This is a genomic window from Shinella sp. OV683, from assembly GCF_057787725.1.
On record NZ_CM173543.1, the window covers coordinates 4,568,966 to 4,591,067 of the forward strand.

The 22,102-nt window shown below is 58.1% G+C and carries 23 protein-coding genes; 10 read left to right on the top strand and 13 right to left on the bottom strand.

The window, feature by feature from the left end; all coding sequences use genetic code 11:
• Positions 1-18: 18 nt before the first annotated feature.
• Positions 19-1,416, bottom strand: coding sequence for an amidase (locus tag ACXHRN_RS21990; RefSeq protein ID WP_488638425.1), 1,398 nt, complete (start codon positions 1,414-1,416; stop codon positions 19-21).
• A 138-nt stretch (positions 1,417-1,554) separates the two neighbouring features.
• On the opposite strand from ACXHRN_RS21990, the gene ACXHRN_RS21995 reads away from it, so the two are divergent.
• On the top strand, positions 1,555-2,511 hold the full coding sequence (locus ACXHRN_RS21995; protein WP_488638426.1) for a LysR substrate-binding domain-containing protein: 957 nt from the start codon (positions 1,555-1,557) through the stop codon (positions 2,509-2,511).
• Positions 2,512-3,050: 539 nt separating this feature from the next.
• On the opposite strand, the gene ACXHRN_RS22000 is transcribed toward ACXHRN_RS21995, so the two are convergent.
• Positions 3,051-3,329, bottom strand: a complete 279-nt coding sequence (locus ACXHRN_RS22000) for a hypothetical protein (protein WP_488642040.1) — start codon at positions 3,327-3,329, stop codon at positions 3,051-3,053.
• Between ACXHRN_RS22000 and ACXHRN_RS22005 the strand changes: the two genes are divergently transcribed.
• Entirely contained in the window at positions 3,255-3,557 is a 303-nt protein-coding gene (locus ACXHRN_RS22005; protein WP_488641980.1) for a winged helix-turn-helix domain-containing protein, read from the top strand. The two genes, ACXHRN_RS22000 and ACXHRN_RS22005, sit on opposite strands and share 75 nt — an antisense overlap.
• 49 nt (positions 3,558-3,606) lie before the next feature.
• Here the strand turns inward: ACXHRN_RS22005 and ACXHRN_RS22010 are convergent, their stop codons facing one another.
• From ACXHRN_RS22010 to ACXHRN_RS22025, 4 genes are all read right to left on the bottom strand, one after another.
• Positions 3,607-4,248, bottom strand: coding sequence for a transglutaminase-like cysteine peptidase (locus ACXHRN_RS22010; RefSeq protein WP_488638427.1), 642 nt, complete (start codon positions 4,246-4,248; stop codon positions 3,607-3,609).
• A 273-nt stretch (positions 4,249-4,521) separates the two neighbouring features.
• Complete coding sequence (locus ACXHRN_RS22015) at positions 4,522-4,734, bottom strand: hypothetical protein (protein ID WP_488638428.1); 213 nt, start codon at positions 4,732-4,734, stop codon at positions 4,522-4,524.
• Positions 4,731-4,985: a hypothetical protein gene (locus tag ACXHRN_RS22020; RefSeq protein WP_488638429.1), complete on the bottom strand. Its 255-nt coding sequence runs from the start codon at positions 4,983-4,985 to the stop codon at positions 4,731-4,733. Before ACXHRN_RS22020 ends, ACXHRN_RS22015 begins: the two co-directional genes overlap by 4 nt.
• A gap of 246 nt (positions 4,986-5,231) precedes the next feature.
• Entirely contained in the window at positions 5,232-6,191 is a 960-nt protein-coding gene (locus ACXHRN_RS22025; protein WP_488638430.1) for a LysR family transcriptional regulator, read from the bottom strand.
• Between the two features lie 119 nt (positions 6,192-6,310).
• Here ACXHRN_RS22025 and ACXHRN_RS22030 point away from each other — a divergent pair, with 119 nt between their 5' ends.
• A complete protein-coding gene (locus ACXHRN_RS22030; protein ID WP_488638431.1) occupies positions 6,311-7,711 on the top strand; it encodes an MFS transporter in 1,401 nt (466 codons plus the stop codon).
• Positions 7,712-7,984: 273 nt separating this feature from the next.
• Here the strand turns inward: ACXHRN_RS22030 and ACXHRN_RS22035 are convergent, their stop codons facing one another.
• Positions 7,985-10,078, bottom strand: a complete 2,094-nt coding sequence (locus ACXHRN_RS22035; RefSeq protein ID WP_488638432.1) for a calcium-binding protein — start codon at positions 10,076-10,078, stop codon at positions 7,985-7,987.
• Between the two features lie 343 nt (positions 10,079-10,421).
• Here ACXHRN_RS22035 and ACXHRN_RS22040 point away from each other — a divergent pair, with 343 nt between their 5' ends.
• Entirely contained in the window at positions 10,422-11,201 is a 780-nt protein-coding gene (locus ACXHRN_RS22040; protein WP_488638433.1) for an SDR family NAD(P)-dependent oxidoreductase, read from the top strand.
• 5 nt (positions 11,202-11,206) lie between these two features.
• On the opposite strand, the gene ACXHRN_RS22045 is transcribed toward ACXHRN_RS22040, so the two are convergent.
• From ACXHRN_RS22045 to ACXHRN_RS22055, 3 genes are all read right to left on the bottom strand, one after another.
• A complete protein-coding gene (locus ACXHRN_RS22045) occupies positions 11,207-12,031 on the bottom strand; it encodes an inositol monophosphatase family protein (RefSeq protein ID WP_488638434.1) in 825 nt (274 codons plus the stop codon).
• 46 nt (positions 12,032-12,077) lie between these two features.
• On the bottom strand, positions 12,078-12,776 hold the full coding sequence (locus tag ACXHRN_RS22050) for a FadR/GntR family transcriptional regulator (protein ID WP_488638435.1): 699 nt from the start codon (positions 12,774-12,776) through the stop codon (positions 12,078-12,080).
• Positions 12,777-13,506: 730 nt separating this feature from the next.
• Positions 13,507-13,653: a DUF1127 domain-containing protein gene (locus tag ACXHRN_RS22055; RefSeq protein ID WP_488638436.1), complete on the bottom strand. Its 147-nt coding sequence runs from the start codon at positions 13,651-13,653 to the stop codon at positions 13,507-13,509.
• Positions 13,654-13,969: 316 nt separating this feature from the next.
• Here ACXHRN_RS22055 and ACXHRN_RS22060 point away from each other — a divergent pair, with 316 nt between their 5' ends.
• A complete protein-coding gene (locus tag ACXHRN_RS22060; protein WP_488641981.1) occupies positions 13,970-14,176 on the top strand; it encodes a hypothetical protein in 207 nt (68 codons plus the stop codon).
• Between the two features lie 96 nt (positions 14,177-14,272).
• Positions 14,273-15,295: an LLM class flavin-dependent oxidoreductase gene (locus ACXHRN_RS22065; protein WP_488638437.1), complete on the top strand. Its 1,023-nt coding sequence runs from the start codon at positions 14,273-14,275 to the stop codon at positions 15,293-15,295.
• 27 nt (positions 15,296-15,322) lie between these two features.
• On the opposite strand, the gene recQ is transcribed toward ACXHRN_RS22065, so the two are convergent.
• Positions 15,323-17,197 (bottom strand): DNA helicase RecQ, encoded by a 1,875-nt coding sequence (recQ, locus tag ACXHRN_RS22070; RefSeq protein ID WP_488638438.1) that lies wholly within the window; start codon positions 17,195-17,197, stop codon positions 15,323-15,325.
• A 355-nt stretch (positions 17,198-17,552) separates the two neighbouring features.
• Here recQ and ACXHRN_RS22075 point away from each other — a divergent pair, with 355 nt between their 5' ends.
• Positions 17,553-18,758, top strand: a complete 1,206-nt coding sequence (locus tag ACXHRN_RS22075; protein WP_488638439.1) for a site-specific integrase — start codon at positions 17,553-17,555, stop codon at positions 18,756-18,758.
• Here ACXHRN_RS22075 and ACXHRN_RS22080 read toward each other — a convergent pair.
• Positions 18,755-19,102 carry a hypothetical protein gene (locus ACXHRN_RS22080; protein WP_488638440.1) on the bottom strand — a complete coding sequence of 116 codons (348 nt, stop codon included), beginning with the start codon at positions 19,100-19,102 and terminating at the stop codon, positions 18,755-18,757. The two genes, ACXHRN_RS22075 and ACXHRN_RS22080, sit on opposite strands and share 4 nt — an antisense overlap.
• A 94-nt stretch (positions 19,103-19,196) precedes the next feature.
• Between ACXHRN_RS22080 and ACXHRN_RS22085 the strand changes: the two genes are divergently transcribed.
• From ACXHRN_RS22085 to ACXHRN_RS22095, 3 genes are all read left to right on the top strand, one after another.
• Positions 19,197-19,541, top strand: a complete 345-nt coding sequence (locus ACXHRN_RS22085; RefSeq protein WP_488638441.1) for a helix-turn-helix domain-containing protein — start codon at positions 19,197-19,199, stop codon at positions 19,539-19,541.
• A gap of 12 nt (positions 19,542-19,553) precedes the next feature.
• On the top strand, positions 19,554-20,555 hold the full coding sequence (locus tag ACXHRN_RS22090; RefSeq protein WP_488638442.1) for a hypothetical protein: 1,002 nt from the start codon (positions 19,554-19,556) through the stop codon (positions 20,553-20,555).
• Positions 20,556-20,681: 126 nt separating this feature from the next.
• The gene (locus ACXHRN_RS22095) at positions 20,682-21,551 is read left to right on the top strand and encodes a hypothetical protein (RefSeq protein WP_488638443.1); all 870 of its coding nucleotides are present in this window, start codon (positions 20,682-20,684) and stop codon (positions 21,549-21,551) included.
• Between the two features lie 84 nt (positions 21,552-21,635).
• Here ACXHRN_RS22095 and ACXHRN_RS22100 read toward each other — a convergent pair whose 3' ends face one another.
• Positions 21,636-21,932, bottom strand: coding sequence for a hypothetical protein (locus tag ACXHRN_RS22100; RefSeq protein WP_488638444.1), 297 nt, complete (start codon positions 21,930-21,932; stop codon positions 21,636-21,638).
• Between the last annotated feature and the right edge of the window lie 170 nt (positions 21,933-22,102).

Genomic DNA, 22,102 nt, shown 5'->3' on the forward strand with positions numbered 1-22,102 from the left:
TCATGCGTCAGTCTGTGCTTACCCGGAAAACAGCACCTCCAGGCTCGCGGCGGCAGAAAGAACGCGGGCATCTTCGCCACGCGCTCCGATGATCTGGAAACCGACTGGCAATCCATCCACGGTCAGTCCGCATGGAATGACGCAGGCCGGCTGCTGGCTAAGATTGATCGGGAAGCTGAAGCCTGCCCATTCCGTCCAGCGCTTGAATTCGCTGCCTTCCGGCACTTCGAGACCAGCGTTGAATGCCGGCAAGGCTGCTCCCGGTGAAACGATGAAATCGTAGTCCACCAGCAGCCGATCCATGGCGGCGCCGAACTCTGCTCGCCGCATCTGGGCCGCAACCAGCGCCGTCGACGTGATGGCAGCCCCTGCGCGCCCGACCTCAACCAGCCCCGGATCGAGCAAGCCATATTCGGAGAGCGGAATCTGCGACAGACGCGCGGCCGTACCCGTAAACCAATGATGGTGGAAGAGATCGAGAAGATCGTCTCCGGGCAGTGCGATCGGTTCAACGATTGCTCCAGCCGCTGTCAACCTGACAACAGCCTTGGAGACAACGGCTTCGATCCCGGGGTCAAGGTTACCTGCCGCAGGCATGGACCAATAGCCGACGCGCTTGCCCGCCAGATCGACTGGCGCCTCATCCAATGCAGCAAGCTCGCCTGCCCCCTGTGCCCAGTCGCTGATATCGCGACCCGACATGGCCTTCAGCATTGCGCTCGCATCGGCGGCACTGCGTGTCATCGGCCCGACATGCGCAACCGTGCCGAACGGGCTTGCCGGATAGGCCGGCACACGACCGAAGGTCGGCTTCAGCCCCACGATGCCGGTGAACGATGCGGGGATACGGATCGAGCCGCCGCCATCCGTGCCGAGATGAAAGACCCCAGCCCCGACGGCTGCCGCAACCGCCGCACCACCTGACGATCCGCCCGGCGTCTTGTCGGCATTCCAGGGATTGCGGGTAATGCCGAACAAGGCGTTGTCGGTGATCGCCTTCCATCCGAATTCCGGCGTCGTCGTTTGCCCGATGAATACCGTGCCGGCGTTGCGCAGCAACGCCACGGATGGCGCGTCTTGCTCATAGGGCCGGACGACGGTGGTCTTGCTGCCGTAGCGGACGCTCCATCCATTGACCCAAACGATATCCTTGAGCGTGGTCGGCACGCCGTCGACCTCGGACAGAGGTGCGCCATCCCGCCAGCGACGTTCGGACGCTGCCGCGGCTGCGAGCGCGCCCTTGCGGTCCACGAATGTGAAGGCATTGAACTTCGCATTGGTCTCTTCGGCGCGATCCATCGCGGCGGTCGCGACTTCAACGGGCGAAATCGTGCGCCGGCGATAGGCGGATGCGAGTTCGGCGGCGCTCAAAAGGCACGCGTCCGCCGCCCCTTCCAGAGGCATTTTCAATGGCATTCCTGATGATCCCGATTTTAGTTCCCACCTGCATCTGTCGGCAGGTTGTCTGGACAAGAGTGTGGAGTGTTCTTGCGCTTCTATAAAATGTATTCTTTTATGTAACTTTATACATTTTCTGGAAGTTTGAGGTTTCCCATGAATTTGACCGTCCGCCAGCTGCGTTATGTCTGCGAGGTCGCACGTCTCGGCAGCGTCCAGGCGGCGGCGAAATCACTCTATATTTCGCAATCTTCCATCCTCGCCGCGATCACGCTCGCGGAGGGAGAGATGGGTGCCCGCATTTTTGAACGCCGCCCCGCGCGCGGGGTGCAGATCACGCCGGCAGGCGAACGTTTTGTCAGCGCGGCGCGCGTCATGCTGTCGGCGGCCACCGAGTTCAACCGTGCCATCGGCGACCTGACAGACCGTGTCCCGAAGGTGCTGCGCATTGGCTGTTTCGAGCCGTTCGGCGCGCTGTTCATGCCCGAGATGCTGCGCAAATATGTGGACAGCGTCGGCGATGTCGAGATCGACCTGCTGGAGGGCGATCAGGTCCAGTTGCAGGCCTGGCTCGCGGAAGGGCTGATCGATCTGGCCATTCTCTATGATATCGGACCGATCCATACCGGCAGTATCACCCGCATCTGCAAGGTGCCGGCGCATGCCGTGCTACACGTCGACGATCCTCTTGCGGAGAAGGATGCGGTCTGGCTTTCGGAGATTTCGACGCGGCCATTCATCCTGCTCGATATGCCGCAGACCGCAACCTATCTGCTGACACTGTTCGATATTCTGGCAAAGCGGCCCGAAGTACGCTTTCACACCCGCTCATACGAAACGGTGCGCTCGGCAGTCGCATCCGGTTTCGGCATGTCGATCCTGAACATGCGGCCGATCGGCAGGGCAACGGCGGATGGGCAGGCCATCGCCCGCCGGCCGATCCTCGACGAGCTTCCGCCGCCCTCGGTGATCGTCATCGATCTCTACGGCAACGCCAAGCCGCTGTTCGTGCGCCTCTTCATCGAGATCTTCAAACGCTTCTTCGAGGAGGTCGGGCCGTCGGGCTTTTCGGTCACGCTTCCGGAGAAGGAGCGGTCGTTGCTTTGGCAATGACTGCCGTGCCGCCATTCAGATGAAACAGTCTCCCAACGCAGCGTGCGCATGTCCTCGCAGTCGGCTGCCTCGATATTGGCGCAGGTAGAAAGGGCGCTGATTTGAATGTCCCGCTGCTCAACGTGAAGGGCATAAGCGACCAATGCGCTACAGGTCCAGGCCTTGTTGATAAGCCCGCCCGGTCGTTCACGGAACTGCCGCCACTTGAGGTGGAAGCGTGTCGCATTGCTTAATTATCAACGACTTACGAATTTTTGCCTCCGAGCGAGCGCCGCAATCGGATGCTGACGGGGGATCTCGTGAAGCAGTCGCAGTGCCGCGATTTTCGACTGCCGCCCCGCAATCCTGGCGGCGAGCAGGTTTGGAGTCAGAGAGCCTCAGAGCAATCTTGCAAATTTGAAAGAGGCAACCTGCGGCGCAGGAACTGCTGGATAAGTGCAATTCTGGATGCCCTACGAAAAACGACATTCGACTGAAACAGTACTGAAATATACCTGTTGCACCGAGCGTTAAACGGATTTCATCCGCTGACATGTGGGTCAGATCTGCATCCCTCCAGTTGACGGGATTGGTCGAAAAGAACCAGGCGCTCCCTTGCTTTCTTGATCGTCTTTCCGAATTGGAGGCTTTGTTGCGCCATGACCACTGACCTTGTGCGCTTTTCCGGGTTTACGCTCGATTTCCAAAGAAGGGTATTGGAGCGAAACGGCGAGATCGTTCCCATACGAGCAAAGTCCTTTGCTTTGCTGGCTTTCCTTGCCGCAAATTCTGACCGGGTTATCTCCAAAGACGAGATTCTCGAAAATGTATGGGGTCATATGATCGTCACCGACGATGCCCTGGTGCAAACCATTAAAGATGTCCGGCGATCGATCGACGATCTTGACGCAAGGATCGTGGTCAATGTGCCGAAACGGGGTTATCTGTTCGCCTCGGAACGCTCGTCTCGCTCAAGCATTCCCCGCGCATTGATGGCGGAGGCCTATCTCGCGGCCTCAATACGCTTTCTCGATCCGATAAGAGGCGTGCGGATTCCCAAGCCGTAATCACGGCCAGACGCGAAAGACGGGAAATGGCGTCAGGTTCCCACCTCGGTTAATCGGGAAGCTCGTACCATATCCGCGGATTTTCGCCCGAGTGGATCATCCGCCAGTGGAGATCGACTCTGCTCCAGTGCTTTATCTGGTTCGTGCGATTGTCGAGCACGATGTCACCGCGATCAGTTCGGATCACGAGAACCGCGTGGCCTATTCCCGCGAATGTCAGTGCGACGGCAATGCGCAGCGCACGCGGGGACAAACCCATTGCAATCAAATGGTTGCGTTTCGTAAGAGCGTAGTCCTCGCAATCGCCGGACTGCACGTTGATCTCCCAATCGTCCACTGGTTCGTCGACGCTCCTGATCGAGCGATTGACAGCCAAATTGACGGTTTCGAGTTTCCGCACTGTCTGCTCATCGAGCGTAATCATCGGCGCGGCATCGCTCGACTTGCATTCTGCGGGGTGACGAGTGCAGAAGACGACGTGGGCAAACGGCGCAACCACGCGACGCCTTGGGGTCATGTAACCAGCGTCGTCATTGACGGGAGCGGAAATGCTGTCCCATGCGACAAGTGAGAATACGACAGCCACAAAACCAATTAAGTGCCTGCGCTTGCCTGTGAGCTTTTCCTGCAAAACAACATCTCGCTTGGCAAGACAGGCGTGAGCGTATCCAGGCGTCAAAATAGCCCGCATACCGGCGTGTCCTGTTCGTTGCCAATCATTGCAACCGGGTGAAAGATTCGACGAATGACAGCTGGACGCGAATCCCTCCGCCAGCTTATAAGCTATTGCTAACTTAAAAAACACTGGTGCCCGACCCTGCGGCGGGGCTGTCTGTCTAAGGGCGAAAACCTTTGCGGATTGGTCGCAACGGCCATTCCCACGGTGAGACCGGACAAGCGCCGGATAGAAGCGGCGATGCGTGGACCAGTGCGAGATCAGGGTGGCTGGCCATGCCGCCGCACTCTATGGGCGCTCAGTCGCATTCGCACGGGTACGCATGGTGGCAGCAATTTCGAGCACCCGCTTTGTCCGATAGGCGTGCAACGGAAGTAGGTTGGTGCTCAGCGCATTATCGTGCAATTGCTCGCGAATACGGGACAGGGCCAAATGTATTACATTGTCGGAAAGCGTTGAATCACCGGCGATGACGATTGCTGCTGAGCGAAGGTTGTTCATCCGAATCGTTCCTCGGTTGCATCTGTGAGGCCATTATTGGCGCCACAAATGTGATTGTTAAGAACTCCTTTACGCCCTCCGCCAGCATGCTTAAGTCTTTGTAAACGTCGTTTATTGAGATCGGCCACAACCAAGCAGAACGCCCAGTTCAGCACAGCACAACAATGTCCCGGAATGAGACTTGCGCTCCCTGGTTGTGTGGATAAATAGATGGCAAAGCGGTTGAGACCGCTTGTGACTTTTGCGATCATGGCGACATCGTGTCGTCGATCGCGTCTCAGCAGGCCGGCCGAGACATCTGTACTCGCCGGCCCCTTCGGCTACCTGACGGCTTAAATCAGCCCCCTGCGGGACAGCAGCGAGCGTTCGGCCAAGCGGCGTCGCGACGCCTACCTCGCTAGAAGACACCGAAGTGCGATGCTCTCAATGACGCCAACGCCTGTGATCCGCAGAGTCTCGCAGCTGTTGTAGAATTGCAGGATCCGTCGCCGACGGCATCACGCAGCCTTGTCAATTCCCACCAGGCAACCCGATGCCTTGAGCGCGTCAGCCGCTACATCGACAAAGAGGCGGCGGAACCAGATGGCGCGACTATCGGCCTTGTCCACTCTTCTGTAAAGCATCGAAATCGGGTCGGCGGGCAATTCGAGAGGTGGAACGGAAACCGTCAGGCCATGCAACTGTGCCATGCAGCGTCCTATCGACTCCGGCACCGTGGCGATTGCCGGCAAGGCCCGCAGGGCCGGTGGAACGGCTGAATAACGGGGTACCGTCGCCACGACCTGCCGGCTGCGGCCGATCAGGCCGAGCGCAACATCGATGCTGGTCATGGAATAGCCTTCGAATGATATCGCCACATGCGGTGCATTGACAAAATCATCCAGACTGAGCGGCATTTTGAGCGTCAATTGCCGAGGGTCATAAACGCAGACCGAACATTGGTTGAACAGCAGTGTACGGATATGCCAAGACGCCGGCTCGTCATGCACTGAAACGCTGATATCAAAGGCGCCTTCGTCGAGCCGGCGTGCCGAATCGCGCTTGTCGGAAGCGATGCTGACCAGCCGGGCTTTAGGCGCGTGCTCACGCAGACGGGCAACAAGCGGGCCAAAGAATGCTGATTCCAGATTGTCGCACATGCCGATGCGAAATTCGCCTTCCCAGGTTGCGGGATCAAAGGCCGCAGGCGGCCGGATCGCGCGTTCTAGGCCGGAAAGCGCATCCTCGATTGCCGGAGCAATGGCCAAAGCCCTGGGCGTCGGTTGAAGACCGCGTCCCACCCGGACGAACAATTCGTCGCCAAGCGCGTCGCGCAAGCGCCTGAGTGCGGCTGACAAGCCGGGCTGGCCAAGCAGCAGCCGCTCGGCGGCTCGGCTGACATTGCGCTCCTGCATCAACACGGAGAATGCAAGCAGCAGGTTCAGGTCTATTTTTCGAAGGGTCGCATCATTCATCATCGTCAGCAATATCTGGCATGGCTACTATCAATTTGCAATATGATTGTTCGGTGTACATTTTCTCGTTCCCTGCCGCCTCGCTCTCCCAAGCGGGATGCGGCTGAGAAAGGAACGATTCAATGACAAAATCTCAATCCAGAAAAGGCGCCGGGCTAGCGTTGCTACTGCTCTGCGCCGCCAACTTCCTTGACGCCATGGACGTTTCGACGATCGGCGTCGCACTGCCAGCCATCCAGGCAGAACTGGGGATGAAGGCCACGTCGCTGCAATGGGCTGTCAGCGCCTATGTGCTCGGCTATGGCGGCTTCCTGCTGCTCGGCGGTCGCGTCGCCGATCTGTTCGGACACAAGCGTGTCTTCCTCTGGTCACTCGGCGTCTTTGCGGTCGCCAGCATTGCCGGTGGCTTCGTCGACAGCGGCCCGACATTGATTGCCGCACGGCTGGTCAAGGGCATTGCGGCGGCATTCACGGCACCGGCGGCATTGGCGCTGCTACTTTCGGTATTCGGAGAAGGAGAAGCGCGGGCAAAAGCACTCGGCGTCTTCGCCTCCACCGGTGCCACAGGCTTCGTGCTCGGCATGGTTCTCGGTGGCGCCGCGACCGTTTTCAGCTGGCGCGCGACCCTCGTCATGGGCGCGCCGGTCGCTGTTCTGGCGCTCGCGGTCGCCTTTTTCGCGTTGCCAAGCGATGTGCGGCGGACAGGGCCGCGCGCCAAGTTTGACTGGGCCGGCGCGCTGACGATTACGCCGGGCCTGCTGCTGTTCGTCTTCGGCATCACAAATGCGGCAGCCGAAGGCTGGCAGGCGTTTGCAACCTGGGGCGCGCTTGTTTCCGCGCTCGTGCTGATCCTGCTGTTCCTGGCAGTCGAAGCAAAGCACGCCGAGCCGATGGTGCCTCTCTCCATGTTCCGCAGGGCCAAACTCAGCCATGCCAATGCAATCGCCGCGCTGTTCCAGGGCGCTTATGTCGGCTTCCAGTTCATCGCAACGCTCTATTACCAGAATGTCTTTGGCTGGTCGGCCTTCGTCACTGGCTTTTGCTTCGCCTTCGGAGGCGTTGCCGTGATGTTTCTGGCGCCACGCTTCGCGACCATTGCCCAAAACCGTGGAGCGACAGGTCTCATGACGCTCGGCGTGGCATTGCAAGCTGCAAGCTATATCTTCTGGGTGACTGCGCTCGGCCACGTCAATCCCTTCCTGCTGGTCGCGTTGTCGCAGATCCCGCTTGGCATCGGCTATGCAATGACTTACCCAAGCGTGCAGGTCGCTGCACTTTCGGATGTCGAGGACGACAAGTCAGGCCTGGCCTCTGGCTTGCTTTTCGCCGCCTTCCAGATCGGCGGCGGCATCGTGCTTGCGGCCACGTCGGCGATCTTCGGTGCGTCGGGCCGTTTCGGATGGGATCCCTACGTCGCGGCGATCACCTTCGTCTCACTGCTTGCGATCCTTATCACCCTGCTGGCCGCCCTCGGGCCAAGACGCCAAACGCGCCGTTCGACCGCCTATCAGGCTGCAGAGTAGGCAACTCTCGCCCGCGTCTATCCTGGCGCGGGCTTCCCGCATGATGACGCTTTCGATCACGAAGCGGTGGTGGTTTGCAATCCGCGTGGTTGAAAACGCGACGACGTTCCTCGCAGGATTCCATCTCAGGTTTCCTCAATAGCACTGACGAAACACCCCATCCGGCTGGCCGGACGGGGTGTTTTCATCATCCTCAATCGCTAGCAACGACCTTTGCCCGGTTGGCGGTCATCGACAAGGCATGGTCCAGCGCAAGGACCTTCATGCCGAGATTTAAAGCACGAAATAATCGGCCTTGAGGTTCATGGCATCATCGAGATGGATGGCGAAGTCGATTTTCTTGTCGCCGTCGGTGTCGCCATAAATGTAGGTCTCGCCGCCGGCCTTTTCGTAGCGCAATTCACCCGCATGCCCGGAGAACGTGTCGGTGCCGATGAAGCTGAACGCCTGGTCGCCAGCCTTGCTTTCCTTGGCATCAATCAGATGCAGATCGATCATGTCGCCCTTGTTGCCCTGCAGGTCGAATATCGTGTCGGCCTTGGACTTCGACGCAGATGTGTCGCCAAACGCAAAGACGAAACGGTCCGCACCCGCGCCACCCGACAAGGCGTCCTTGCCGGCGCCGCCGTTGAGCGTGTCGTCGCCATCGCCGCCATTCAGCGTGTCACCACCAGACCCGCCATTCAGCGTGTCGTCACCTGCCCAACCCATCAGCTTGTCATTGCCGGCGAGGCCGGAGAGCGTGTTGGCGCCCGCGTTGCCTGTCAGCGCATTGGCAAGGCCATTGCCGGTGCCGTTGAGGTCGCCTGTTCCCATCAGGGTCAGGTTCTCGACGGCGTCACCCAGCGCGTAGCTGGATGAGGCCTTGACGAGATCGGTACCGCCATCCTTGAGTTCCGTGACAACGTCGCCGTCCTCGGAGACGATATAGGTGTCGTCGCCGGCGCCGCCGACCATCGTGTCGCCGCCCGCACCGCCGATGAGCAGGTCGTTGCCGGCCTCGCCGTAGAGCAGGTCCTTGCCGCGAAGGCCCTGGATGATGTCGTCTCCAGCGCCGCCATGGATGGCATCGAAGCCGTTTGCGCCGGTTAGAATGTCGTCGCCACGAGTCTGGAGATCTGTCGTCGCACCGTTGGTGAAGGTGAGCGCCCCGTCGGCGTCAACCACGACGCTGCTGCCATCGCTTTCTTCGGAGTTGGTGACAAGGAGCCCGTTGAGGATCGTCGTGCCGCCGGTAACGTGGAACACGGGGGACGTTCCGCTGGTGCTGATGGTGATGTCGCTCTTGCCGTCGCCGTCGAGATCGCCCTCGATGGTGATGTTCTTCGACAGTGCGAGCTCCACGTCACCGAGGGTAATCGTATCGCCGGCCAGCGAGGCGTCGAAGGTGATGGTGTCGCCGGCGTCCGCCTTGGCGATGGCTTCGCGCAGGGTCAGGGACAGATCGTTGGCATTGGTGGTGTCGCCGGCTGAGTTGACGGTCCAGGTATGGGTCAGCGGTACGCTCGAACCTTCGCTCAGGACATAGGTGAACACCCGCGTATAGGTGTCGGCGTAGATGTCGCCTTCGGGGTCTACGATCAGTTCAACCGTTATCTCCACCTGGCCGTCGGCGTTCTTGCGGACCTCCAGGCCTTCGGTCTCCATGTCGGTGCCGGCCACACCGGGCAATTGGAAAAGCTCAGTGACGTGGCCGGTCGTCATATCAACGCTGTAGACCGACCGCGTGTTATTGTCGGAGGACATATACATCATGCCGTCCAGGACCTTGGCGCCCTGAATGCTCTTCAGGCTCTGGTCCATCTCGAGCGTGCCCTGGAAGCTCCAGTCCTCAAGGCTGTAGATGTTGATCGTATTGCCCATCTGGTATTCCTTGCCATAGCCAAGCCCGGCTTCGGCATCGATGGCGACCCAGCTTGCGACGTCGTTGTGCGGGTTGCTCGGAGCGCCGACCAGCTCGTACAATGTGCCGGTATAGCTCAGGTCGCTGGCGTTGAAGACCGCGACATAGCCGGTCTGGTAATCGACTTCAGAATTGTCGAGGGAGATGTACAGCTTGCCGTTGTAGTAATCGATATCGCCGATGTGATCGAGGCCCATATCGGCCAGCACCTGCGGGATGCCGCTGGTAATGCTCAAGGTCGAGGTGTCCACCGAACCCGTGGTCTGCATGAACTGGAAGTTCGAATCCAGGCGCGCAAGGCCGTATTGCCACGAAGAAATCCACTCGCCGGCGTCTTCATTCCACACTAGGCCCTGGCTGAACCGAAGGCCGGACGTGTTCGTGTCCAGGTAACGGAAATCGGCATAGCTTTCCACGATCCAACTGGATGTTCCGGAGAGTGTTTCGCTGGGACAAGTGGTCATTTAATCGCTCCTTGTTCAAGGCGTACAATTTGAGAGATATGCCCGGCCTGTTTGGCGCGGCGGTGAAATGTTTGTCTCAGGCGGTTGCTCCCGGGCGGGCTCCCGCAGCCAATGCGGGCGTCCTGTCGCTGAGGTCCAGCCGTCGATGTCCGGGATTTGTTAATCACCGACAATGACAGCGGAATGACAATGTTCATATTATTCATACTATATAGATTATCGCCGATTTCAGCTTTCGAAAGCGACATGTGCACAAGCACTGACGGTCATGGCGGGGAGCGATGGAAGAACTGTCAAACACGGCAGCTAAGAACCGGAGGACAATGCAACGAGGACCGCAGCCATGCCCGCAGATCCGCAAAACTACGCCACCTATCCAAGCCTTGCAGGGCGCAGCGTTTTGGTCACGGGAGGGGGCAGCGGAATCGGCGAAAGCCTGGTGCGTCATTTCTGCCTGCAGGGCAGCCGGGTGGCCTTCGTCGATATTGCGGAAGAGGCGTCGCGTGCGGTTGTCGAATCCGTCAGGGCTGCCGGCGCTCCGGCACCTCTATTCATTCCATGCGATTTGCGAGACGTAGAGGCACTGCGGGCGGCAATCGCAGAGGCGTGCCGCCAAAACGGCCCCATCGAGGCGCTGTGCAACAATGCCGGCAATGACGATCGGCATCAAACGGAAGATATCGACGTCGCTTATTGGGACGACCGCATGGCCGTGAACCTGCGCCACCAGTTCTTTGCCGCGCAGGCCGTGCTACCCCACATGAAGAACGCGGGCGGCGGCTCGATCGTCAATTTTGGCTCCATCACCTGGATGGTAGGCGATGCAGACTGTCCAGCCTACGTCACGGCAAAGGCAGCCATCTACGGCATGACCAGGGCCCTTGCCCGCGAATTCGGCCCGCACAATATCCGCGTCAATTGCCTCGTCCCCGGCTGGGTGATGACCGAGAGGCAGATGCGGCTTTGGCTGACGCCTGCGGGCGAACGCCAGATCGAGGAGCGGCAGTGCCTGCCACAACGCCTGCAGCCGGACGACATCGCCCGAATGGCGCTGTTTCTGGCCGCCGACGACAGCCGGATGTGCACCAGCCAGCAGTTCATCGTCGACGGTGGCTGGGTTTAAGCTTTTCAGATCGCGAGTGGCGAGGCAACCGTTTCCGGCTGGCCCGCTCGGCCGATCTCCGTCAAGGCCTGCAGCGAGCCTCTTAACAGCGGAGCGCAAGCCAGAATGGCGTTGCCGCGCCGCAAGCCGTCATCAGCTGTGAAATCGCTGACCCATCCGCCCGCCTCTTCCACCAGCAACGCACCGGCCAGCACGTCCCAGCTGTTGAGGAAAAGTTCGCAATAGCCGTCGATGCGACCGCTGGCGACATGCGCCAGCCCCATGGCTGCCGATCCGTTCTGGAGGAAGCCGTAGGAGGCGCCGGTCAGGCGCGACAGCAAGGCAATGTAGTCGGCGACCGGCCGCTGGCTGGAATAGCCGGCATCGATGACCGCTTCCCGAGGTGATGCGGTCGGACGCACAGCAATGGGCTCACCGTTGCAAAAAGCGCCGAAACCACGGCGGGCTGCAAACATCTCACCGGAAACGGGGTTGTAGACGACGCCGATCTCTGTCTTACCCGCTTGATGGAAGGCGATCGAGATGGCGAAATGGCCTAATCCCCGGGCGAAATTCTGCGTGCCGTCCAGGGGATCGATCACCCAGACGCTTTCCGTCCACTCTCCGCCCGACTCCTCCGTGACGGTCCCATCGGCGGGAAAAGCGCGCCCGATCTCGTCGGCGAGAAAGCGATCGATCGCAAGATCGGCCTCGGTCACCAGGTCGTGAAGCCCCTTCTCGCGTATGTTCAAGGCCGTGGGCTTGCGAAAATAGCTCGCCGCGATCTGTCCGGCACCCTGAGCCAATCTTTGCGCAAACTCGTATCGGGCGGCAACTTCAACCGGCGTCATCGGCCATTTTCCCAACTGGAGTTTGCGTCAGAACCGCGAAGCAAGTCTATTCACGCGGCTTGCGCCGGGCGGCCAGAGAGCGATTGACGTCGGCCTCCGCCAGATCCAGCAGCTCGATCAGCGCCGCACTCGTCCCGGCCGGATCGCGAGCCGCTATGCAATCGCAGACACGCCGATGCAGCGGCAGGGAGGGCCGCTGGCCATAAGGGTTGTCATCCGACAGTCTGAAGCTGATCAGCATTGCCGTTTCGGTCAGCGCCGCCAGCGAACCGAAGAGCTCGTTGCCGGTCATGCGCATGATGGCTTGATGGAAGGCGAGATCGGCTTCCGCGAAGCGATCGTTGTCGTCGACATACAGCTCCATTTTCCCATAGAGTTGCTCGAGCTTTGCGATCTCGGCCTTATCGGCGCGCTGTGCAGCAAGGCTGCCGGCCATCGGCTCGATCGCCCGCCTCAGCTCGAACAGAGAGCGCGCCTCATTGAAATCCGTCGTCGTGCCATAGCGCCATGCCAGCACATCCGGGTCGAGGAAATTCCAGTCGCTACGGTCGCGAATGCGCGTGCCGATCTTTGGGCGGGACTCGACCATTCCCTTGCCGGCGAGAACCTTGATCACTTCACGCAGGACGGTGCGGCTGACGCCGTGAGCGGCACTCCAGTCGTCAGCATTCGGCAAGGGGTCGCCGGGCGCCAGCTCAGCCCGCACAATGGATTGTCCAAGCTGGTCCAACAGCTTCGCATGCAAGCTAATTCCTGCGGAGCCTTTTGCTCGCGGACCCTGTAAAAGCATATTGCCGGCCACCCTCTGTGGGACTCATTATTAGTATTAATAATATGAATAATCCCCGCGCTGTCAATTGCTGGCTTGGAGAGGGTGAGGATCATCGACTAGAGACAGGGATGTGTGATGATAAGCGGACGAATGCGCCGCGAGGCCTTTTGCAGCCGAGCGAAAGCAATTCGCCTGGCTACTTGCAGTTCGTTAGCTGATAATGGGTGCTTTCCATCCAACCGTCTCTTACTGTGCCACCCTGGGTCAAATTGCAGGCAAACCGGCGTCCTGCGAAGCGGGCCAATTTTCCATAGGCTGCACGATCGTCTTTCTCCCAGATTGTTGACCTGATCGTGTAATCGCCGGGTTCGGATGCCTTGGAGCATTTCAACGTTGCGAATCTTTTTCCGCCGTGAGCGGATGCCGACACTGTGCATATGCCCTTCAGGACCTCGGCGTATGCCGACCCTGCAAACACAAAAGCGCTGACCGAGACGACGGCACTTAAAAGAAACTTCCGAACCATAATTGTTCCTTGCAACTCTGATCTGGTGAACAATCCTTCATGTACGTGGAATTCTGACCTGTCAACCATTGGTCGCCACAAGTATTAAATACAACTAATGTTCAAGCCTGTCCCTCAACGCAAAAAACGCCCGCTGACGAGGCGGACGTTTGCAAATGCTTGGCAGAGATGTCGCTGTTAGAGAGCGACTGAAGCCTGGGCTACGCGGCGGATATCGGCCCGTTCGATGCCGAGGTCCTGCAGTTCGCGGCTGGACATGCGGCCAAGTTCGGCAACGGTTTGACGGAATTTCACCCAGTTGGTGAAAGAGCGGGCGACGTTCATGATAATCCCCTTTCTGAGGGCTGTCTGACGTCAGCAACCTTTGTTTGGCTCCGGCGTCGTTTCGATGATTGGTATATAGACGACGCGACCATCCCGTAAAAGTCGTAACTCCTCATGCCACCCATGCAATGGATGCATAGGTGGTTGATTTGAATCGACGGAAGGTTTGTTCAGGCTCAGGAGCAGTTGAATGCCGCAGAGATTTCCATGCGCAGATAACAAGGATTACCACGATGCAGGATCGCGTCTGGAACGGCTTTGTTCGACAGCCAAGTCGGATATAAGCCAATCACAAAAGCAAATCAGGAGAAGAAAAATGGAGACGACCGAGATCGGCAGCCGGAGTGAATTTGCACTTTGGGCAATTCAGCGTGCGCAGGAGATCATCACGATTGAGGGTGCCGCCTTCGCCATTGCGGCGCGCGACATGAATGAGGATGCACTGGCGACCACCGCATCCGACCTCGGCAAAGCAATTGACGATGCGATGCTTGAAGTGTTTGACGGCCTAATCGCGGAATAAATCGGAAGTGCTTTCAAGCACGGATTCCCTGCTGTATCCAAAGCCGGAATTGTGCCATGAAGCGTAAACACACACATATCTGAGCGTTGTATCACCATGAAGAAGATCGGCTTTCTATCGTTCGGGCACTGGACGCCCTCGACGCAGTCGCAGACGCGCTCGGCATCGGACGCACTTCTGCAGTCGATCGATCTCGCCGTCGCTGCCGAGGAACTCGGCGCCGATGGGGCGTATTTCCGGGTGCATCACTTCGCTCGCCAGCTCGCCTCGCCGTTCCCGCTGCTGGCCGCCGCCGGCGCGAAAACCAGCCGTATCGAGATCGGCACGGCAGTCATCGACATGCGCTATGAGAACCCGCTTTACATGGCCGAGGATGCCGGTGCTGCCGACCTGATTGCCGGCGGGCGCCTGCAACTCGGCATCAGTCGCGGCTCTCCCGAGCAGGTGATCGACGGCTGGCGCTACTTCGGCTACGAACCAGCCGAGGGTGGCAGCGATGCCGATATGGGCCGACGTCATGCCGAGGCGCTGCTCGATGTATTGCGCGGCGAGGGCTTTGCGCAACCCAATCCACGACCGATGTTTCCCAATCCGCCCGGGCTGCTGCGCCTTGAGCCGCATTCCGCGGGCCTGCGCGATCGCATCTGGTGGGGCGCCAGCTCGAACGCGACAGCCGTTTGGGCAGCAAAACTGGGGATGAACCTGCAGAGTTCCACGCTCAAGGATGACGAAACCGGTCTGCCGTTCCATGTCCAGCAGGCCGACCAGATCAGGGCTTACCGGGAAGCGTGGAAGACGGCCGGCCACGAGCGCGAGCCGCGGGTATCGGTCAGCCGCAGCATCTTTGCACTGGTCGACGACCGCGACCGCGCCTATTTCGGCCGCGGAAATGAGGGCGAAGACCAGATCGGATTCATCGACGCGAAGACCCGCGCCATCTTTGGCCGCAGCTATTCAGCCGAGCCGGATGCTCTCATCGAGCAACTGGCAAAGGACGAGGCCATTGCCGAGGCTGACACTCTGCTGTTGACCGTGCCCAACCAGCTCGGCGTCGACTATAACGCGCATGTCATCGAGGCGATCCTGACCCATGTCGCTCCCGGCCTCGGCTGGCGCTGACGCGCTTCCAAAGGCGCGCCGGTGCATTTATCGCTGATGTGCGTGGATCACTTTCAAGAAGATATCCCCATAACGCTCCAGCTTTGACTGCCCAACGCCTGAGACGCCGAGCAGCGCGTCGCGGCTCATCGGCCGATCGGTGGCGAAAGCAACCAGCGTGGTGTCGGGAAAGACGACATAGGGCGGGACCGAAAGCTCCTTGGCGATGGCGGTTCGCGCGGCGCGGAGCGCTTCGAAAAGCTCCATGTCGGAACCTTCGAGTGCCGATCTGGCGCTTGCAGAACTCGACGAGGCCGATCTCGAGGCCTTGCCCGTCGTCGGGCGGTCCTTGCGGAAGCGAACCTCGCGTTCGCGCTTGAAGACGGCGCGGGCCTCAGGCTCCAGCTTCAGCGCGCCGAACGCCTCATGATCTACGCTGACGAGCCCAGCCGCCAGAAGCTGGCGGTAGACCGATTGCCACGTCTTGGACGGGATATCCTTTCCGGCCCCGAACACCGGCATGCCGGCATGGCCGAAGCGGGTGGTTTTCTCATTCTCGTTGCCGAGCAGCACGTCGATGAGATGGCCGGTGCCGAAGCGTTCGCCGGTGCGGTAGATCGCCGCGAGCGCCTTGATGGCGGCATCCGTGCCGTCCCAGGTCTCGACCGGCTTGAGACAGGTGTCGCAGTTGCCACAGCCACCTTGATGCGCCTCGCCGAAATGGGCGAGGATCGCCTGCCGGCGGCAGCCGGGTGTCTCGCAGATGGCGAGCAGGGCGTTGAGCTTGGCGCGTTCGACACGCTTGATATCGTCACCTGACGTGCCGCCGTCGATCATCCGTCCGCGCTGGATGACATCCGCCATGCCATAGGCCATCCAGACATCGGACGGCAGTCCGTCACGCCCGGCGCGGCCGGTTTCCTGATAGTAGGCCTCGACCGAACCCGGCAGGTCGAGATGGGCGACATAGCGGACATTCGGCTTGTCGATGCCCATGCCGAAGGCGACGGTGGCAACCAGGCAAAGATCCTCTTCCTTCAGGAAAGCATCCTGGTTGGCGTCACGAAGGGCGCGATCCATGCCGGCGTGATAGGCGAGTGCGCGCACCCCCTGGGCGTTGAGCCATTCGGCGGTGTCCTCCACCTTGGCGCGCGACAGGCAATAGACGATGCCGCTGGAACCCTTGTGGCGTTCGAGAAAGCGCAGCAGCTGTTGGCGCGGCTGGTCGCGCTCGACGATCTCATAGGCGATGTTCGGTCGGTCAAAGGAGGTCGTAAAGACCTCGGCCGAACGAAGTGCCAACTTGTCGATGATGTCTTCGCGGGTATGCGGATCGGCCGTCGCCGTCAACGCGATCCGCGGCACGCCGGGATAGGCCTCGGCGAGATGGCCGAGCTCACGATATTCCGGCCGAAAATCGTGGCCCCACTGGGACACGCAATGCGCCTCGTCGATAGCAAACAGCGCGATCCGGGCATCGCCGATCATGTCCTTGAAGGCGGATGTAACGATGCGCTCCGGCGTCACATAGAGAAGATCGAGATCGCCATTGGCAATGGCCCGCCGAACATCGACGAACTCTTCGCGCGTTAGGGACGAATTGAGCGCGGCAGCGCGGACGCCTAGCTGCTTCAGCGCTTCCACCTGGTCGCGCATCAACGCGATCAACGGCGAGACAACGATACCGACACCGTCGCGGCAGAGCGCCGGAATCTGGAAGCACAGCGACTTGCCGGCACCGGTCGGGAACAAAACCACAGCATCGCCGCCCGCGACGACCTGGCTGACCACGGCAGCCTGCTTGCCCCGGAAGGCCGAATAACCGTAGACCTGCTTCAGGATAGCAAGCGGATTTTTCGGACCATTGTTGTCTGATAGGGCGTTGTCGAACAGGGGATCGGTGCGGTTTTGGGTCTGCGGCATGGAATCGCTTTCATGAGAAGACCCGCATTATGGCACATGTCCAGCTGCCGCCGCGAGTGCCTGCCCAAGCGGCTCGGACATTAACCTCTTGCGCCGGGGTGATGTCCAAGATGTGATCGAGTGCTTCGATGATGCAGCGCTAGGCATTAGGGAAATATGGTGCCGCTTGCAGGACTCGAACCTGCGACCCCATCATTACGAATGTTACGGTGCAGTATCTCTGCTGATCTCTTTCGACACAGTTTGCACTGATTTTAAACGATAATTTTTCGCTCTGCCGACCTCAAAGACTTGCGAGTTCTCGCAAGTCTGAGTACTGTGCGAGTACTATATATTCGCCGGAGACACCATCGACATGAAAATTACCAAGCGTTTTCTCGACCAACTCGCACCCTCGTCAAGAGACAACTTCTACTTCGACGAAGGTTTGACCGGGTTCGGCGTTAAGGTGACGAAGGGCGGCAAGAAGAACTTTATTGTCCAAGCGCGCATTGAGGGAGTTGCGAGACGCTTTACCATTGGCGAGTATGGCCGGCCGTGGTCTTTGGATCAGGCTAAGGACGCAGCGGTCCAACTGCTTGCCGAGGTGAGTAAAGGTAATGATCCGCGCACTGCCAAAAAAGCCCGGCAAGAAGCGATCCTCCTGAACCAGCTCATTGAAGACTATCTCGAGCGGGGCACATCACAAAAAAAGCAATCAACGATCGATTTTGAGAACGGCCTCATAAAACGGCATATTGCCCCCCTCTTAGGAAAATCAAAGGTTATCGACCTCACTCGGGCAGATATCCAGAAATTTCAGGTTTCCATCGCAAAGGGAAAGACCGCAGCAGATGTAAAGACGCGGCCCCGGGGGCGGGCAATCGTCACCGGGGGCAAAGGGGCGGCAAACCGCACCCTAGCATTGTTGTCGTCCATTCTAACGTTTGCGGTGAACGAGGGACATCGAACGGACAATCCCGCCAAGGGCATTAAGCACTACAAGCTCGAGAAGCACGAACGCTACCTCACCGCCTCTGAATTGGATCGTCTCGGAACTGCTCTCTCGAATGCAGAAAAAGCCGGTGTAAGTCCATACGTCGTGGCTGCTATTCGGTTTCTGATTTTGACCGGATGCAGGCGCCATGAAGCGCTGACTCTGCGTTGGGAATGGCTTGACTTCGATCACAACCTAGCAAAATTGCCGGATAGCAAGACCGGCAAGAAGGCTCTTCTACTAGGTTCCGCAGCCATGGAACTTCTGAAGTTGTTGCCCAAAGTGTGTGGCTCCGAGTTGGTCTTTCCATCGGCCGCCGGAGGGATGACACCCATTAGCATCCAGAAGGTATGGGCCAAGATAAGGGAGGCAGCGGAACTGACTGATCTCCGGCTGCACGACCTCCGCCATAATTTCGCAAGCTCTGCTGTTTCGTCGGGAAATAGTCTCTATATCGTGGGCAAATTATTAGGTCATACACAAACGCAGACCACCCAACGCTATGCCCATTTGGCGGCCGACCCGCTCCATGATACCGCCGATTCTGTGTCATCGAAACTGAATGAACATCTGAAAAAGCCCTAAGCGGCTCCCCTGTCTTTACAACCGTCCGACTTGGTAAATTCACTCGGCCGCAGCGATTCGGTGTATTTTTCAGCAAAGTTTTGAATTCTTGTATAGGCTGTATAATTTTTTTTAGCACTCATGAGTACATCATTGTTTTTATTGATTTTTTTAGCTCGCCCGTTCTCATTTTTTCTGGCGCAAGTAATTGTTTTAATTTGGAAAACAGCTGCGTTGAAAAAAGCCCTTGTAAGCCCTTGAATCTCATTTCCTTTATTTTCGATTTTACGACGTTTGAGATTTGGAAAAATCGAGACATCTCGCGAATGACAGAAGTCGCGAAATTTGCTATATCTTTTCTGCACTAAGCAACTGAAAAACAACAGAAAATCTAAGAACCGGAGACGAAATACTCATCTCCGGAGAGGCCTATCTGTGACCGAAAAAAGGAGAACATACATGAAAAAACTAAGAGGGAAGTCGTCCATTCGACGGCGCCAGAAAGTGGTGCAAGCATTACTCCGGATAGCAAGCTCTCTGGATCTCGAACTAGATGACCCAGTTCTGACCGACGTCCTGATCAGCCGCCTACCGAATAGCTCCCCCGAACAAGTCGTATTCGGGGCAAAAGATGCAGCGAAATACCTCGGCGTCGCGCCCAAAACTTTGGCGATGTGGAGATGGAAGGGAACTGGCGGCCCTCCGTTTCAGAAACATGGTTCCAAGGTGGTCTACCGTCGCTCGGATCTGACCTCTTTTCTGCAAGCCACCCAAAGAACATCCACTTCTCAGCGACCCGCCTAATTGGAGTACTCCATGAATAGCATTTATCCGCGAAACCGATCGGTCGAAGTCCTCGATAATACGGGCCGTCTGGTTCATACTTTAGATCTGAAAGCGTCTACGAGGAGCCATCTATTCACACGCCATCATCAGTTGTTCGAACGGCGCGAGGCGGTCCGGTTGCGCCCGGCGCTATTACGCACAATTCAACTCCACGGCCTACCAGACCATGTTTCGGACGCGAACGCGGCCGCATGGGCAGGCGACGTCATATCGTTCTTGAACGACTTCCGTATCCCTTGCCCTTCAGGATATCTGTCTGAATACCTTCCACGTGTTGGCCCTTCAGATGGAGCTTTGGAATCACAATTGGCGACCCTCATGAGCGAGGCCCCGACATTCCCAACAGTTCAGCATATCAGAAACGTCGCAGACAACGTGGAAATTGGCTATCGGACTTCGATCTACGTCATTCTTCAAAAGCTCTACACCATCGCTGAAGCGTGGCGGGTTGATGAGATTCAATGGGGATTGTTCACATCAGCCCCAGACTGGCAAGGCAGAAAGAACCCTCCAAGCTATGAAAACCCTGAACGAGCCCTGCACTACCTAATCCGGTTCGTTTACGGCATGGTCACAACTGAAGGGAACCAGCGTGCTAACAAATACTCAAGGGCCTTGAGTCCATTATTCAACGCGCACGTGCCAGCAGCGAGCTTGATTGCTGAGATTGAGGCGCGTGGTGGGCTTGAGGCGATGTCTAGGCACCGGCCTGAAGATTTGGATGCGGCACCGCCAGACGACAATGCCGCTGGTCCCTTGGACCCCACGACGGATCGTGAAGTTAGCTCATCTATCTCATCTGGTCATCGGCGTGATGAAGAAGGCCCGTTCCTAGCAACAAGCATGGCCGTCCCACGCCATCTGATCGATAAGCTTTCCTCACTCATTGGAAGGAGCGCCGTTGCGGAGATCAGCGTAGATGACGCAGTGGGGCTTGGAATACAAATCAAGCTTATCGAGGTTTCAGGATAATGTTAAGTATCCTTTAAATACCTAATATCCCTCCTGATACCTAACATATCCCATCCTCAATATCCCCTTACACTCATCACCACATCCTTTCCTATTATACGGATGTGGTGATGACATGGAGAACCTATGCCCAAGAGAAAGCCAATTCGAGATATCGATGAGTATATACGCATTCACGATGACTTCAGGGCCACGATGATCGCCTATTTTCACACCAAACGCGGAAGAACCGTGAATGATCGTATTAAGTCGATCGTGTTCGACGATCGACCATCGTTACTTTACGCAACGAACATGGCGGCACGTAAGGCCGTGGCAGTCGCCTCTACCGAGGTTCTTAAATCGAGATTCGGCGCGAAAAAGCGAACTTGCTATTTCGTGACAGTCGCGTTTTCTGACCACGTTACCAGCATAAAGGACGGTACGAAATTTGACACCAAGCGCATCCGAGATTGGGCGGCAGACACTTTCTCGGACTTCGATTTCCTTGGAGCGATCGAAGCCGGCTACTTTACCAACATGCAAGCAATCAATGCGGCAGATTCGAACATGCTGTCTTGGCACTGCCACGCTATTGTTTGGGGTATCGGGCGTGACGCCTTACGTGACATCAGAGCGGCAACAAACGGACATCACACTACGTTGCGCCCCGACGGCAAGCCATTCCATTTCAAGAAAGTCGAGGGCGAAACGATCATCGAGCAGGTAGTGTACATGTTGAAGCACGCGGTCAACAGTTACCGCATCGTCCCACGTAGGGCTGATGTCGTAGACCGCGAAACTGGCGAAATTGTACGGCTGCCGACTGGCAAGACGTTGGTCAAAAAGCGGGCCCTGCGGCAAGGCGAAGCCGTCGAAATTTATAAAGCTCTCGGCAAGAGAACCATTAATGAATTGATGATCGCAGGGGGCAGAGGCGAGAAGCTAAGGAAGGCGATCCTAAAACGAGCGCACAACTTGCTCACGGCGAATGATTTGATGCCGACTGGTGGATAGCTAGCGGTACGGCTTCGGAATTGGCGATACCGCCCGGCTTCGCTGGAATACGCAGCCCGACGGTTAGCGGTAACCGTCCGATTGTCACCGCAGGAGTTTTGCCTTGATGCGCGCGATGAGTTCTTCGTCGTCGACGAAGTCTTGGAGGAAGTCGTTCCATTTGGCGGCTGAACGACGAGCGTCAGAGAGCATTTGACTGAGTTCATCGATCCCGTCATCGGTGAGAGCAGTTATCGCCTCGTCTTCTCCGATGTAGACGCTGATGATGTTGCCGTAGCTGAGATTGTCATCGTTGCGGACGATCGCCCGAAGCAGTTCGCAATCCTCATCGAGCATTTTCGCGGTATATTCGATGCTGAAGACATGGGTGATCGTCGCCATCAGGCGGCCTCGGCGTTGGTTGCGGAAGCGCTAATATGCGCCGCAACCCCGATCATCGTTACGGCGTCCGGTCCCTCATCACTCGGGCCAACCGCCGAGCGCTTGCAAAACGAGCATAAATAGCTCGCTCGCAAGGCTAAATCGTTCTTCGTCCTCTGAGTGAAGTCGTC